General features: G+C 44.8%; 12 protein-coding genes and 1 pseudogene. 6 read left to right on the forward strand and 7 right to left on the reverse strand.

Annotation, left to right across the window (positions count from 1 at the left end; all coding sequences use genetic code 11):
* Window positions 1-100: 100 nt before the first annotated feature.
* Window positions 101-280, reverse strand: a pseudogene (locus H6F44_RS14720) (hypothetical protein); the annotation flags it as partial.
* A gap of 865 nt (window positions 281-1,145) precedes the next feature.
* Between H6F44_RS14720 and H6F44_RS14725 the strand changes: the two are divergent.
* Complete coding sequence (locus tag H6F44_RS14725; RefSeq protein WP_190351788.1) at window positions 1,146-1,436, forward strand: hypothetical protein; 291 nt, start codon at window positions 1,146-1,148, stop codon at window positions 1,434-1,436.
* Between the two features lie 4 nt (window positions 1,437-1,440).
* Here H6F44_RS14725 and H6F44_RS23795 read toward each other — a convergent pair whose 3' ends face one another.
* Window positions 1,441-2,607, reverse strand: coding sequence for a beta-ketoacyl synthase N-terminal-like domain-containing protein (locus tag H6F44_RS23795; protein ID WP_190351789.1), 1,167 nt, complete (start codon window positions 2,605-2,607; stop codon window positions 1,441-1,443).
* Between the two features lie 279 nt (window positions 2,608-2,886).
* On the opposite strand from H6F44_RS23795, the gene H6F44_RS14735 reads away from it, so the two are divergent.
* The 3 genes from H6F44_RS14735 (at window position 2,887) to H6F44_RS14745 (ending at window position 6,057) form a co-directional block, all read left to right on the forward strand.
* Window positions 2,887-3,825: an AAA family ATPase gene (locus H6F44_RS14735; protein WP_190351790.1), complete on the forward strand. Its 939-nt coding sequence runs from the start codon at window positions 2,887-2,889 to the stop codon at window positions 3,823-3,825.
* Window positions 3,826-3,974: 149 nt separating this feature from the next.
* Window positions 3,975-5,486, forward strand: a complete 1,512-nt coding sequence (locus tag H6F44_RS14740; protein ID WP_190351791.1) for a bifunctional aminoglycoside phosphotransferase/ATP-binding protein — start codon at window positions 3,975-3,977, stop codon at window positions 5,484-5,486.
* 163 nt (window positions 5,487-5,649) lie between these two features.
* On the forward strand, window positions 5,650-6,057 hold the full coding sequence (locus tag H6F44_RS14745; protein ID WP_190351792.1) for a VOC family protein: 408 nt from the start codon (window positions 5,650-5,652) through the stop codon (window positions 6,055-6,057).
* Window positions 6,058-6,323: 266 nt separating this feature from the next.
* On the opposite strand, the gene H6F44_RS14750 is transcribed toward H6F44_RS14745, so the two are convergent.
* From H6F44_RS14750 to sufB, 3 genes are all read right to left on the reverse strand, one after another.
* Complete coding sequence (locus H6F44_RS14750; protein WP_190351793.1) at window positions 6,324-7,247, reverse strand: Uma2 family endonuclease; 924 nt, start codon at window positions 7,245-7,247, stop codon at window positions 6,324-6,326.
* Window positions 7,248-7,296: 49 nt separating this feature from the next.
* Window positions 7,297-7,863, reverse strand: a complete 567-nt coding sequence (locus H6F44_RS14755) for a deoxycytidylate deaminase (RefSeq protein WP_190351794.1) — start codon at window positions 7,861-7,863, stop codon at window positions 7,297-7,299.
* A 215-nt stretch (window positions 7,864-8,078) separates the two neighbouring features.
* Window positions 8,079-9,515, reverse strand: coding sequence for a Fe-S cluster assembly protein SufB (sufB, locus tag H6F44_RS14760; RefSeq protein ID WP_190351795.1), 1,437 nt, complete (start codon window positions 9,513-9,515; stop codon window positions 8,079-8,081).
* A gap of 198 nt (window positions 9,516-9,713) precedes the next feature.
* Here sufB and sufR point away from each other — a divergent pair, with 198 nt between their 5' ends.
* On the forward strand, window positions 9,714-10,502 hold the full coding sequence (sufR, locus tag H6F44_RS14765; RefSeq protein WP_190351796.1) for an iron-sulfur cluster biosynthesis transcriptional regulator SufR: 789 nt from the start codon (window positions 9,714-9,716) through the stop codon (window positions 10,500-10,502).
* A 170-nt stretch (window positions 10,503-10,672) separates the two neighbouring features.
* A complete protein-coding gene (locus tag H6F44_RS14770; protein ID WP_190351797.1) occupies window positions 10,673-11,191 on the forward strand; it encodes a DoxX family protein in 519 nt (172 codons plus the stop codon).
* Between the two features lie 135 nt (window positions 11,192-11,326).
* Here H6F44_RS14770 and H6F44_RS14775 read toward each other — a convergent pair whose 3' ends face one another.
* Window positions 11,327-14,371: an SbcC/MukB-like Walker B domain-containing protein gene (locus H6F44_RS14775; RefSeq protein ID WP_190351798.1), complete on the reverse strand. Its 3,045-nt coding sequence runs from the start codon at window positions 14,369-14,371 to the stop codon at window positions 11,327-11,329.
* Window positions 14,358-15,527, reverse strand: a complete 1,170-nt coding sequence (locus H6F44_RS14780) for a metallophosphoesterase family protein (RefSeq protein ID WP_190351799.1) — start codon at window positions 15,525-15,527, stop codon at window positions 14,358-14,360. Before H6F44_RS14780 ends, H6F44_RS14775 begins: the two co-directional genes overlap by 14 nt.
* Between the last annotated feature and the right edge of the window lie 25 nt (window positions 15,528-15,552).

Below are 15,552 nucleotides of genomic sequence, written 5' to 3' on the forward strand. Positions count from 1 at the left end.
TATTGAAACTAGCTCCCAATAAGTTAACCTACTATCAACGAGGTAAGAGGGCTATGCAGCTTGTCACGGCTACGTTTTAGATGTCTTTGTCACCCCCTCAGGGTGCATTCAGGTAGCTGTTTAAATTTTGATCAATGCGATCGCCAATTTCTGACATTAATGATGTTGCCATATCTTCTACTGCTTTTTGTCCACTACGATAGGAGAGGAATCCCACTAATCCCACTGCGCCCACAATTTGCAATACAAAAGGGACAATTAACAATACCCCTAGGGGAATTTGTCGAGTTTTTTTGTTTTTTGAGAGGCGATCGCTGTTCACAAATTTTCTTTACGCATTAAGACAACAACTTTACTACTTCATGCAGAAGTGCCGAGCGATAGATAATAATCCCAAAAAATACTCATAATTTGTTGATTTAAAAGCAATACATCAAAAAAACATCCATAATATTATCCAAATATCTCCAGATTGTCAAATATTTACCTTTAGTTTTTCCTCAAGTCTTCTAACCAAATCTAGATAGATTCTCATTTGTAAGTTGTGGTATAAATTTCATATTTTATCAAGGTCAAATAGGAAGGAGGTATCTATTTCAGAGATTGAATATATGAAGAATAAGCATAGATGTCATTACCTTTTTTAATGCGAGTACAAACCGAGAGTGAGCAATTTTCTATGAAGTGTTTCTATTTGTTTGCAAAATCTGAGAAATGACTAACAAGGGAGAAAAAAATGGACAAAAGTAAGTTGCTCCTATTTGTATTAGATTCAATGCAGGATTATTTTATTTTTGGCTTTAACGTTTTATGTATTTACAAGAATGAACCATTTCAAGACTCAAAAATTATACTTTTACTAACCAAAATCAACAAAACTCGTTACCACAATAGCTAATGAAATAGCACCACTCCCTTTCCTTTCAAAAATTAGCGGTGCAGCGCTTTGTTCCGCTTTGCTAATTTTTGGGTTTTAATGTCTATTTTGACGATGAGAAGGCAGTAACATCTCTCGTGGGATTTACACTCGCCTTATCTTGATATCTGTTCATATCTGTTCTCCCTTCCTAAAAATTAGTAAACCATAAGCTTTAACTTGATTGGCTATGGCTATAGAATTAGCTAAGAGGTTCTAAACACACACCATGTCTAAAATATCCCTATGCGATCGCTGTGATTACTATGCCCATAGCTCTTTTTTAGTATGTGCTGTCCATCCCAATGGACCTCAATGGGGAAAATGCAATGATTTTGTATCGGCGGCACTGTGGGAGCCCGATGATCTGCATAATTATGATCCTGAGATGGCAGAAGAATTTGGCTGGCATCCGATTTTTACAGGCAAATGTCCCGAATGCCGCACCTCTTTTTCGCGGATGCGGATTCCCCCTGACCGATGGCGCTGTAAATGCTGTGGCTGGGAAGATGATATTTAAGAGCCTAATCTGCACCAAAAGCCACGATCGCATTTTGTCCGCCAAAGCCAAAGCTGAAATTTAGGGCATATTGTAGATGGGGCGATCGCTGTATAGATGACAATAGGGGCAAATCAAAATCAGGGGTCAACATTCCCACGGTGGGCGGCAAGAGGTGATCGCGTAATGCTAGTAAACAAAAAGCTGCTTCCATCATCCCCGTTGACCCTAAAGTGTGACCCGTTGCGCCCTTTGTGGCACTGAGGGCAAGATTCGGCAGGAAATCTGGCAAATATTTAGAGATTAAATTGGCTTCACGGGCATCGTTTAGTGTGGTCGCCGTGCCATGCAGGTTGATGTAGCCAACTTGATTAGCCGATATTGATGAACGGGTGAGGCAGTCTTTGAGGGCGATCGCCGCTAAATGGTTATCGGGGGCGGGGCTAGTGGCATGGTAAGCGTCATTGGTAATGCTCCAGCCTAATACTTTGCCATAGATGGCAGTTTGGCGGCGTTGAGCAGACTCTCGCGACTCCAATACTAGAGCGGCGGCTCCTTCGCCAAGGGCAAAACCTTGACGCTCTCGGCTGAAGGGATGTACGCCTGAGGTGGCGAGTACGCCGATTTTGGCAAATCCTGCAATGGTTAAGGGCGTAATTGGGGCATCGGTGGCAGCAGCGATCGCCAGATCCCATTGTCCAGACTGAATCAGCATGGCAGCCTGAGCGATCGCCCAATTTGCTGTGGCACAGGCTGCCATAGGGCTAGAAATGGGCGCTTGGGTTTGTAATAAATTAGCGATATATGCCGAGAGGCTGGCGGCTTGCAGTTGTTGCCAAGTTTCAGGTTTGAAGGAATACATTTCTTGATCTAATAAAATTTCGATCTCCCTTTGGTTGCTGCGACTAGAACCAATCGCTAAACCGCAATTTGACAAAGGTATCTCCAAACCCGCATCGGCGATCGCCTCTAAAACCGCCATTTCTAAAAAAGATTGCGAACGGGTAAGTTTTTGGGGCTGTGAGCTTTCTCCCAATTCATAAATTCGCGCCAAAGGTAGAGGCAAATTGGCTGAGCCGTCTAGCTTGATTCCCGATCTTCCTGCTAATAAACTTTGCCAAGTATCTTCACGATTTGTGGCGATCGCGCTGACTATACCAATGCCTGTAACAACGACTTGCCGATGAAGCACAAGTAAAAAGTGAAAAGTGAAAAGTAAAAAGTAAAAAGTAAAAAGTAAAAAGTAAAAAGTAAAAAGTAAAAAGTAAAAAGTAAAAAGATTGCTGTTTATAGCTTATAGCGCTTTGCGCTGAATCAAAAACTAGAAAAGCTTTTGAAAACGTTGCGAAGCAATGCTTTCAAAAGTTTATCTCAGTTTTAAGACCGCATAAAGCGCTGTAACTGCTACAAATAGGGCAGAATAGGCTAGAAATAAATCATAGACGACTTGCTTAATTTTTTAGGACAAAACATGGAAAAGCAACTCAAGGTTCAGCAGCTAGTCGATAATTTATCTAAGGCGATCGTTGGTAAAGATGAGGCAATCCGCTTAGTGTTAGTCGCCCTATTTGCTGGTGGTCACGCATTGCTAGAGGATGTGCCAGGGGTGGGCAAAACTCTCTTGGCTAAGTCACTAGCTGCTTCCATAGCAGGTAAATTTCAACGGGTGCAATGTACCCCAGATTTACTGCCCACCGACATTACAGGTACAAATATTTGGAATCCACAGAAGGGAGAATTTCAATTTTTGCCAGGTCCAGTATTTGCGAATATTCTGCTGGCAGATGAAATTAATCGGGCGACACCGCGCACCCAATCGGCATTGCTAGAGGTCATGGAAGAGGGGCAAGTAACCGTTGATGGAATTTCGCGCAATGTGCCTTCGCCCTTCTTTGCGATCGCCACCCAAAACCCCATCGAATATCAAGGCACGTTTCCATTGCCAGAGGCACAGCTAGACCGTTTTGCCATTTCCTTTAGTCTCGGTTATCCTAACGAATCGGAAGAAGTGGAAATGCTCAAGAGAATGCAGTTAGGAAAAGTCGGCTCCGCTATTCTCTCACCCTGCATTAGCCCAGAAGAAGTAATTGAGATCCGCAAGCTCTGTGCCCAAATACCTGTGAGCGAAGCCATCAGCGCCTACATCGTCAATATTGTTAGGGCAACCCGCGATGATGCCGAAATCACGCTAGGCGTAAGCCCTAGAGGTACTTCTGCTCTATTCCGTTGTGTCCAGAGCTACGCCTATATCCAAAAGATGCTCAACAGCGATCGCCAGTCAGAATATGTACTACCCGATGATGTAAAATTCCTTGCGCCCTACGTTTTAGGTCATCGCATTATCGCCGCAGGTCGGCGATCGCCCAAAAAAATTATCGAGCGCCTAGTCGAAACCATCGCTGTACCTTAGATCCCCCTTTATCCTAAGTTACTAAAGATCCCCCCCAGCTCCCCCCCTTTACGAGGGGGGAGCATTTTCTTCTTCCCCCTTTACAAGGGGGATTGAGGGGGATCAAATCTTTTATCAACTTCAATCTTCAATCTTCATCCTTCAACTTTATGTCTTCTTCTGCACTCCCCCCCATCATTGAGCAGATGCTCACCCCCGCTTTTTACGATCATCCAGTTACTGAGCCGATCCAGCTATTACAAACCCATATCTCCTTTGTGCTGCTCACGGGCAAATATGCTTACAAGGTCAAAAAGCCTATGAATTTTGGATTTCTGGATTTTTCGACCTTAGAGAAGCGTAAATATTTCTGTGAAGAGGAATTGCGGTTAAATCGCCGCCTTGCCCCTGAGCTCTATCTTGCCGTGCTGCCCATTGTCGAAACTGATGGCAAGTATGGATTTGATCGCGCCGATTCGCCTTCAGCAACAGCCGTCGAATATGCGATCGCCATGCCAGAGTTTGCTCAGGCAGATTTGTTGATCGAGATGTTTAACAGCGATCGCTTGACAGCAGACCATGTGCGCCAAATTGGGGAACAGTTAGCCGCTTTCCATCAATCGGCAGCAACCAGCGAGCATATTAGCAGTTTCGGCACGATGGCATCGGTGCAAGGGGTGGCAAATGATAACTATGCTTCCACTGAGAAGTATGTGGGCATTGCTCAAACGGAAACTCAATTGGCAGAAACTCGCGCCTATACCGATCAGTTTTTTGCGGAGAATGCCGCAGTATTTAGCGATCGCATTGCCAAAGGGAAGGTGCGCGAATGTCATGGCGATGTGCATTTGAAGAATATTTGTCTCTATCAGGATCAAATCCAGATTTTTGATTGCATTGAATTCAATGAACCCTTCCGCAATAGTGATGTGTTGTATGATGCGGCTTTTCTATTGATGGATTTGCAGTTTCGCGGTCGCAGCGATCTCGCCAATATCTTTCTCAATACCTATTTAGAACGCACTGGCGATTACGAAGGTCTAGTATTACTGCCTCTGCATTGCAGTATGCGAGCCTATATCCGCGCCAAGGTGACATCTTTTCTATTGGATGATCCGAATATTCCTGAAGCAGTGAAGGCATCGGCACAGGCAGAAGCTTCTGCCTATTATCGTCTCGCTTGGGAATATACCCAACCACAACAGGGCAAATTGATCCTGATGTCGGGATTGTCAGGGTCTGGCAAAAGCACCACTGCCAAAGCGATCGCCGCCCAACAGAACGCCATCTACCTGCGATCGGATGCCATTCGCAAGCATCTTGCAGGATTGGCTCTCATGGAGCGCGGTGGGGATGACCTTTACAGTGCCGAAATGACCGCCAAAACCTATGGCAAACTTGCGGAACTGGGTGCGCTCTTAGCCAGTAAAGGTTTAACGGTGATTTTAGATGCCAAGTATGACCGCGTGAGTTTACGCAGTCAGGCGATCGCCGCCGCCCAAGCCCTCAATATTCCAGTGGAAATCAAGTTCTGTGATGCACCCTTAGAAGTGTTAGAGCAGAGATTGCGCGATCGGGCTACTGCCAATAACGACATCGCCGATGCCACCGTGGATCTGCTTGCCAGTCAAAAAGCCGCCTTTGAAGACTTCACTGATGCCGAAAAAGCCTTACTCATCTAAGCGCTAGTGCAATCCCACAGCGTTGTACGCTCAAATCCAAATCAAGAGAAACTTTGAAAGTCTTGTGCAGCCAAGTTTTCAAAGTTTCTCTTGCGGTTCGTTGGAGCGATCATTGCTGTAAGTCCGCCATACAGCAGAACCTACGAAATCAATGGATTAAAACATGATATTAAAAGCGCACCACATTTCCATTAAGACTGCCGACATTTTTCGAGCGATCGCTTTTTATGAGGCGTTAGGGTTTACCGTGACAGAAAGATTTACAACGGGCAGCACTTTGGCTTGCTGGATGCAGGGGGCAGATGCTCCTCCACATTTAGAACTGATCCAAGTGCCAGAGCCAAAACCCAGTGTCGATGCCTTTGGCGATGAGCATTTTGTGGGCTATTACCATCTATCTTTTCATGTGGACAATTTAGCAGCTTGCTTGCAAGAGTTGGTGGATCGGGTTGGTAAGCTCAAGCTTTTGCTGCCACCAAGGACGCAAACCATCGGCGATCGCACCTATCAAGTTGCATTTATCGCTGATCCCGATGGCTTAGCGATCGAGCTAATGGCTTTAATTGCATAATTGCAAGCCAATAAATCTATGGAGACTATAGAGCCTTTTAGGAGTGCAGAAATATTTCAGCGTTATCAGTCCGCACCAAGCACTGTACTACTGTATTACTGTTTTGAAGTCGCAAGGATTACCAACTTTTCTCTAACAGAAATGTCGGCTTATAAAAACAGCTTAAAGTACTACTGAGACATGAATTGTGTGATTGAAACAGCTAGAGAATAAGGTATAAAGAAAGGAAAAGCTCAAGTTATACAAGAAGGTATGCGATCGCCTGATCAAATGGCATCAGGATTAATGCCTATTGATCTTAAATAATTGGCTAGTTTTTCCTTTTGTTGGCGCTCTTGCTCAGCGATCAGCTCCGCCTGTTGTTTAGCCAGCCGCTCTTGCTCGGCGATCGCCTCAGCCTGTTGTTTAGCCAAACGTTCTTGATCGGCAATTAGTTTTTGTTGATCAGCGATCGCTTTTTGTTGATCAGCGATCGCCTCAGCATTTAATCTTGCCTGTTTTTCAGCGATCTCCCTTTCATCACCCGTCAGTAATAAATTTCCTGCATCATCCCACCAACGCAACCAAGATACGCCATTCTCTAAAATTAGTCCCAGTTCCACACCCATCGGTGGAATAGCATAATGACCGCGATCGTTAGGCTGAATTTTGGTATAGCGATTATCAAATAGGTGATATACCTCAATATTGCCTCTAAATCCATCAAAAATGGCATAGTAAGGAATACGGATAGCCTGTTCGTAGACCCAGAATTTGCCTGCTTTTTCTGTGGCACTAGGAGGAGTTTTATCTCTCTCTTCATTTCCATTGCCAGACACAAATTCAATGGCAATTAATGGCGCAACATATTCTTTCCACAGCACATAGGAACGGCGATATTCCCCATCCAACATCGGCGGTACATTCGGCACATAAAACCAGTCAGGGGCTTCGGCTCCCTTTTCAGGTGGCTCCATCATCCGCCAGTAAATACCGCTATCTTGACCAATGCAGTATTGTCCATCGGGATGTAATTTTTGGAGAATTGGAGCGATGGAACTGGTTAAAATAATGCTTTGCGGATGTTCTTGAAAGTTTTTCACAAAGGTTCCGTCTGATTCGGGTAACTGTTTATGATCGGGGAGGGTAAGGGGGGCAGGGGAAACTGATGGAGAACTAGTGATTTTAATCGGTGCTTCGGTGGTTTGCATAGTGACTCCCTAGAGAAATGCTGCGATTGCGTAAGTCCTAACTGTATTACTACTGAGCCGTGGGAAATAGATGTAACTCGGAGGTGGGAGAATTGAGGAATAGATTAGCGCGTTGTAGGATTAATGGCGAAATGTGAATCTGTTGCAACTTCACTAAACCTTCATCGACAAAGGAACGGCAAAGAGTCGCATTACTGCCCTTATTGAAGGTTGTCTCATAGTAAACCTCACGAATTCCTGCCGAAATGACTAACTTCAGACAAGATATGCAAGGCTCTAGGGTGACATAAATGCTTGCGCCATCGGTGGAAATACCATGTTTAGCTGCTTGGGCGATCGCATTGGCTTCGGCATGGACTGCCCTAGAAGGAAAATCTTTACTGGCCGCGCAGCTACTGAGGTCTGGATAGCAATAGCCCTGTGTGGTGCAATGTACTGAGCCAGAGGGAGAACCATTATAGCCAGTGGCTAGCACTTGCCGATCTTTGACAATCACAGCTCCGACAGGAAAAGCAAGACAGGTCGATCGCATTGCCGCCAGTTTGGTTAATAGCATGAAGTACTCATCCCACGAAGGACGTTGTTGAAAAGCGGCAAGATTAAGCAGTTCTGTCATCGCGATCACAAGTTGCTGAAGGATAGAAGGCGCTTCGCGCCGCCTATCCTTACCACATAAATCATTACTTATTTGGGATTACCAATATTATTACATCTTTGTGAGTTGGTATTGATCATAAGTTCTATGTACATATGTTGCTCTTGTCAAACCTGAAACCAGCAGAAACTAGCTTACCCAAAAAAGAATTTGGGCATAGGCAAGATTCACAACGCCTAGCCCACACTGTTTTCTAATTTCAACGCCAGAAGTTTATCCGCTTCCACTGCAAACTCCATCGGCAAAGCATTAAATACTTCCTTGCAGAAGCCGCTAATGATCATCGATACAGCATCTTCCATAGCAATACCGCGTTGTTGAAAATAGAAAAGCTGTTCCTCCCCAATTTTGGAAGTGGAAGCTTCATGTTCAACTCTGGCACTATTATTTTGAACTTGGATATAGGGGAAAGTATTTGCCTGTGAGCAATCACCAATCAGCATTGAGTCACATTGAGAATAGTTTCTCGCACCTTCAGCCTTAGGCGCAATTTTTACCAACCCGCGATAGCTATTTTGTGAACCACCTGCGGAAATTCCCTTAGAAACAATTTTACTACGGGTGTTTTTGCCAATATGTACCATCTTTGAGCCAGTGTCTGCTTGCTGCTTATTATTGGTTAAAGCAACCGAGTAAAACTCACCGACCGAATTTTCACCAACTAATACACAACTGGGATATTTCCAAGTAATAGCAGAACCAGTTTCCACTTGAGTCCAAGAAATTTTGGAGTTTTTGCCTTGGCACAAACCGCGCTTGGTGACGAAGTTGTAAATACCACCCTTGCCATTTTTATCTCCAGCATACCAATTTTGAACGGTGGAATATTTTACTTCAGCATCATCGAGGGCAACAATCTCCACAACGGCGGCATGGAGTTGGTTGGTGTCAAACATCGGTGCAGTGCAGCCTTCAAGGTAGCTAACATAAGCTCCTTCTTCGGCAACGATCAAAGTCCGTTCAAACTGCCCTGAATCCCCATTATTAATGCGGAAATAGGTGGATAAGTCCATTGGACATTTTACCCCTTTGGGAATGTAAACAAAGGAGCCATCACTAAATACAGCCGCATTGAGGGCAGAGAAGTAATTGTCAGAGATAGGAACGACGCTGGCTAAGTACTTTTTGATTAGTTCAGGATATTCGTGCATTGCCTCAGAGATTGAGCAGAAAATTACCCCGACCTTTGCCAAGTCCTTTTTGAAGGTGGTAGCAATAGAAACGCTATCAAAAATTGCGTCAACCGCAACATTGGCAAGGCGCTTTTGCTCTGATAAGGAAATTCCTAATTTCTCGAAAGTATCTAAAAGCTCTGGATCAACTTCGTCAAGACTGGCTTTTTTGGCAGACTGCTTAGGCGCAGAATAATAGACAATATCTTGATAATTAATGGGAGGATAGTCAACGTGCGCCCATGTTGGTTCTTGCATCTTTAACCATTGACGATATGCCTTGAGTCGAAATTCCAGCATATATTCTGGCTCGTTTTTTTTAGCCGAGATCATGCGAACTACATCTTCGCTGAGACCACGCGGAATCGTATCCGACTCAATGGAGGTAATAAATCCGTATTTATATGGTTGGTTGACAAGTGCTTGAACCGTTGCAGTCATGTCAGTAGAGGCTCCTAATAATTTGTGAGTGATTACAATGCTGTGCTTAGCAATCACGGGACTAAAACAACTTACTTGTTTCTTTAATAATCATAGGTTACATTAACAACATACAGGTTGTCAAAGTCATTTTTTCTGACTTACCAAGGTTTACCCAAGGGCATGACCAGAAGCTACAGCTATTAGGAGCAAATTTTTATGAAAACTTCTGCTATTACTGCGACTGACCTAAAACTGGGGGCTAAACTTGGACTTAAACAAGATGTTAGTCAAGATGTTAAAAAAGTTGCTAAGCAAGATATCAAAGCTGTCAAACAAGATATTAGGCAAGACATTAGGCAAGACGCTAGGCAAGATACGAAGCAGGACATCTTGCAGTATCTACTCAAAGATGGAGAGGTGACGGCGCAGGACTTGGCAGAGAAGTTGGATATTAGCCCCCAAGCGATTCGTAAGCATTTGAAGGATCTAGAAACTGAAGGCTTGATCTATCACACCTCTGAGCAAGTGGGGATGGGGCGACCACAATTTGTGTATGCGCTGACGGCGGCGGGGCGCGATCGCTTTCCAGATAGCTATAACCAATTTGCAGTTAATTTTTTAGATACGCTGATCGATACTCTTGGTAAGGAGCAGGTATCGGCAGTATTGGAAAAACAATGGCAACGTAAGGCTCAAAGCTATAAATCCCAATTGGGAGAAGGTTCGCTAAGGCAAAAGTTAGAGAAATTAGCGGCAATCCGTCAAGCTGAAGGCTATGTTACTGAATGGTTTCCTGTGGAAGATGGTGGCAAAGGGAAGCAAAGTTTCATTTTCACGGAATATAACTGTGCGATCGCCCATGTTGCCGAGTCATTTCCTAGCGTGTGTGGACATGAGCTAGAGATGTTCGCGTCAGTTTTAGATTGCCCTGTGGAGCGCACGCACTGGATGGTCAATGGTGAGCATCGATGTGGTTACTTGGTGAAAGATTTGTGCAAGGTTTGAGCCAAAAATTGTGAGGGCATTGGGGAGTACCAGGGTTTTTGGTTTTGCTGCCCATGATTGTTTACATTATAAAAACTTATGTTAAGATTAGTAAAGTTAAATAATCAATTATTTCGATATTTTGAGTTTTGTTAACTTGAGATTTTTACTAAAATACTAATCCTGCCGCCATGAATAACACCACCCGCCTCGCTGCATCCATCGGTCGTCTCATCCTTAGTTCTGATTCTGCCCCCGTCAACCTCACCCAATCTGCTCTGCTTATGCTTAGAGTGGTTTTAGGTACAGTCATGATTCACAATGGCTTAGATAAGTTGGCAGATATTCCTGGTTTTGCCGAGGCTTATGTGGAAGCGATCGGCTTGCCATTTCCGATTTTCTTTGCATATTGTGCCGCAATTACTGAGGTGGTTGCTGCGCCTTTATTGGTGATCGGCTTTTTGACTAGACCCGCAGCTTTGGGGCTATTTGCAACGATGTTGGTGGCAAATTATCATCACATTTTGATTGGTGGTTTTTCCATTCCCTCCATTGAATTGTCTTCAATTTATGCGGTTGCATTTGCCTTTTTCACAGTCTATGGCGGTGGCAAATATGCGATCGATAGCTTGATTGTAAATGTTCTTGGCAAATGGTTGACATCTGATGCTGTGGTTGTGGAGCCAATCAAGGTAACTGCTTCTAAGTAGTTTGGTTTTGACGAAAACAGATAGAGCGCGGCTTGCCGCGCTTTGTTTGTATCTTGATATAACCCGCATTGCTATGGGGGCTAATGTCAACTCATTTTGGGTTGCGATAGATTGGATTTTGCTAACCGATCGCTCCTACAGCACAACCAATTCGGAACCATTAATTGACTTGCGGACATGGATTTGGGTGGGTAGCCGATCAGCGAGGGATTGAATATGGGTAATTACCCCAATGAGGCGATCCTGTTGACGTAGGGATTCGAGGATTTGTGTTACCGATTCGAGGGTTTCACTGTCGAGAGTGCCAAAACCTTCATCGAGAAATAGACTGCCTAGTTCTATTCCCATGGATAATCTTTCCGATAGTGCCAATGCCATTGATAGGGATGCTGCAAAGGTTTCGCCCCCTGATAGGGTTTTAACCCGCCGCTTTTCGCCGCCATTCCAATTATCGGCAACCCAATAATCAGCATTTTCGATTTGGAGAATATAACGTTGATCGGAAAGCTGCTGTAATAATTCGGAAGCGCGATTAGCCAGTTCCTGTTGCAGACTATCAAGGATATATTCTTGGAATTTGTCCGATCGCAGATCTTGGGTGAGAATGTGATAAGTCTGCTCTTGGGTCTGTAATAAATTTTGACGTTCGGCGAGTTCTTGAGATTCTTGGCGTTTTTGCTGCGCCTGTTCTAGCCATGCCTTGAGACTAGCGCGGGTTTCCGTTGCCTGTTGCAATTGCTGTGCGCTTTGTTGCAATTGATTTTGCAAGTCAGCGATCGCCTCTAGGTCGGTATGCTGATCAGCGATCGCTTCGGAATACATTTGCATACGGGTAGTAATTTCTTGATATTGGCGTTGATGCTGGTTAATTTGCTGTTGCCATTGCTCCATTTGCGATCGCGCCACCAACGATGCGTGAAATTCCAGTTCTGTCATTTGCAGGTTTGCTAGTTCCGTTTGCCAATGTGCATCTTGTTGCGAATATTCAGCATTAGTTTTAGTGAAGCTTTCAAGGGCTTTCGCCGCCGCCGCTTCCGCTTGGATCAATTGTTCCCGCGCCTTTTGATAGGACTTTTGAGCAGCCTCGGCGCGATCGCTTATTTCTATTTGCACTGCGGCAAGTTCCTTTTGCAAATCTGCATAACTCTTCCCTGCGGTGATTGTTTGCAACTGTTGCGAAATCTCTACAAGATTAGTTTGCCGCAGCGATCGCTCTTGTTCTGCCTTTTGCAATTCCTTTTGGGCAAGTTGTAGGTTCTCTTGATGAATCTGTAACTGCTGTACAGCATTTTCATGGGCGATCGCTATTTCTTTCTGTTTGAGCGTGAGGGCTTGATGGGCTTGCACTTGCGTCTCTAGGGATTGGCGATCGCTGATTAAATCGCGATCCTGCCAATCTGTTTCTGAATCTTTTTCTAAATCTATTTCTAAAATGCGATCAATCTGTTTTTTGAGTTCATTTATTTGCGTGGATAGTTCCGCAACTTCTTGGGTTTGGGCTTGAAGATTGGATTGGGAATTTGCCAAATTAGTTTCTAACTTGATCCGCGATTGCAGAGATTTAGTGAGAATCGATTCAATTTGCGCTTTCTGTTTAACTAAGGGTTGCACATCAATTAGTTCTAAATTGGGAAGCGTGGCTAAACCCTGCGAATTGTAATTATGCTCACATACAGGGCAGCGATCGCCATCATGGAGGTGGGCGCGAAGGGCATGGACGTGGCTAGTTTGCAAAACGGTGGCATTGGTAGCTTCGGCATTTTGTAGGGTTTCGCCAAGGTTTGCTAATTGGGATTCTTGATCGGCGATCGCTGATTGCAATGGCAATAGTTGATCGTGGCATTGATTAATTTCTATTTGTGATTGTTCAACCTTTTGCTGTTGTTTAATGAGATTTGCGCGGCATATTTGCCATTGCCGAAATGGTTCTGTAACCTGTTGCAATTTTTGTAATTGGGCGAATTGATCTTGATCTAGCGATCGCTGAACTTGTCTCGTGATATTTTGCAGTTCTTGCTCAAGGGTTGCCAAGTTTTTGACTGCTTGCTGATATGCGGCATTGAGTTTGGTGTGAGACTGCGATCGCTCTAATAGATTCTGCTCGGCATTTTGCAATTCCTTTTGTGACTGCTGCTGTTGTTGATCCAAAGAGGCGGCGATCGCTAGATTCTTTTGCTGTTCGGTAATTTGATTTTGAACGACCGATTGCGAGGCTTGGAATTGTTCATAAATTAGTTCTTGTTGCGCTAGTGCTGATTGCGCCGATGCCAGATTTTGGCTAGTTGTCGACTGTTCCAAAGTTGCCGCCTCTAATCGCTGCCGTAAGGACTGCAACATTTGCCAAGTTCCCATAATTGCATAGGCTCGCAGCGATCGCTGAAGCTGTGTTTCCAGAATTTGGATCTGATTAGCATCCTGTTGAAGAGACTCTAATTGGATTGTTAATTGCTGGTATTGCTGGATTTGAGCAAATAACCGTTCGGCATTGGCTAATAATTCCTGATTATGCTTGACCTTTAATTCATATTCAGGGACTTCCCTCTCGCAATCCCTTAGCAATTTTTGCTGAGACTGTATCTCTAATTCTGTCGGCACTTGCATCCCCTCAAGCACCTTTTCTAAACCTTCTCGCTCAGCCCGATAACGAATATGGCGATCGCTGGCCTCCTTTCGCATCTGTTCAAAAATCTGAAACCCTGCCAACTGACGCAAAATCTCCCGCCGCTTGCTTGCCTCACCTTTGAGAAATTCATCAAACTTACCCTGTGGCAACACAATCACGCGGGTGAAGGTCTCAAAATCCATGCCAATTATTTCTTCGACCTTTTGCTGAGTATGCCAAGGTTCCCAATCGCCATCGACTAATTTTTCTAATAAGAACTTTTTCTCATCGGTTTTGCCGCGATTGCGCCATGTGCGAATGGCACGATATTCCGCCTGACGCATCATAAACCGCAATTCCACCCGCAATAAATTTGCCCCTTGACTCACCAACTCCTTTGAGGCGTTGGGCTTTTGAGCCACTTTGTCATAGAGGGCAAAGGTGATCGCATCTAACAAAGAGGTTTTGCCAGCACCCGTTGCGCCAGTAATCGCAAACAAATCTAGATCGACAAAACTCAGGGTTTGCCTCGCCCGAAAACTAGTAAATCCTTCCACGATTAATTCAATGGGACGCATCACTAAACTCCATATATAACTCTTGAAATGCCGCAATTACTTCGGGGGCAAGGTGGCGATCGCGATCGCGATAGAACTTTTGAAATTCGGCGATCGGCTCAAAGCGATGGGAATCCTGTGCAACTAATTCTTGCGCTTTTGAACTATGTACGGTCAACTTCGGCTCGACAATGATCGCCTGTGGGCATGACTTTCGTACGCGATCGGCTAAACCAACAGGCGGAATATCTACCGCAATGACAAATTTGAGATAGCCACCATAATCACGGTTTGCTTCTAAATGCTGATCGAGATCCTGCCAATGACACTGCACTAGTTTCAAGGGTTTCTGGCAAGTGAGGGGCTGAAATTTCACCTTAGCAGGTCGTCCAGACTCCACTTCAATTATATTAAATCCCTTTTGATCGCCCACCTCACCAAAATCAACTTGAATTAGAGAACCCGAATAATAGGTTGGCGCAGCATTGGGAATTTGTTGGGGACGGTGAATATGCCCCAGCGCCACATACTGGCATTCTGAGGGAATCGCCTGTCCCGCAAAACTATACATCGAGCCGCTATAGTAAGCCGCCTCTGAACCTGTAAACTTTGCGCCATCCATGGTCATATGCGCCATCATCACATTTACCGCTTTGCTTTGAAACCCATCGGCTAAATTTTGCAGAATAGTCGTAACTGTGGTTTTGTAATCAGCTCTCTGCTCAAGACTATCCTTCTGCCAAATGTCATCGGCTGACAGCAAACGCCGCTCTGAAATAAAGGGCATTGCCCCCACGCATAGCCGCCCCGATGCCGTATCAATACTGACCACGCCACCATCCTCAGCGAGGCGTGGTCGCCCCAATGCCCTCACCCCTGCTAGGGATAGCAACTGTGCCAAACTGTCGATGCGTGTTGCCGAGTCATGATTACCCGCGATCGCCACCGCAGGGATCGCCAACTGGTTGAGCTTGCAAAAAAATTCATAGGCAACCCGTTCCGCCTCCACCGTCGGATTCGGTACATCAAAAATATCCCCCGCCACTAATACCGCATCAATGGATTGATCTTGGGCATAGGTCAAAATTTCATCAAGTGCCAAGGCAATTTCAGGGGTGCGATCGATGCCCCGCAATTTTCGACCTAAGTGCCAATCAGAAGTATGAATAATTCGCATGAATGTTGTTTAACAGAATTTAACA

This window comes from Pseudanabaena cinerea FACHB-1277, from assembly GCF_014696345.1.
Lineage (GTDB): Bacteria > Cyanobacteriota > Cyanobacteriia > Pseudanabaenales > Pseudanabaenaceae > Pseudanabaena > Pseudanabaena cinerea.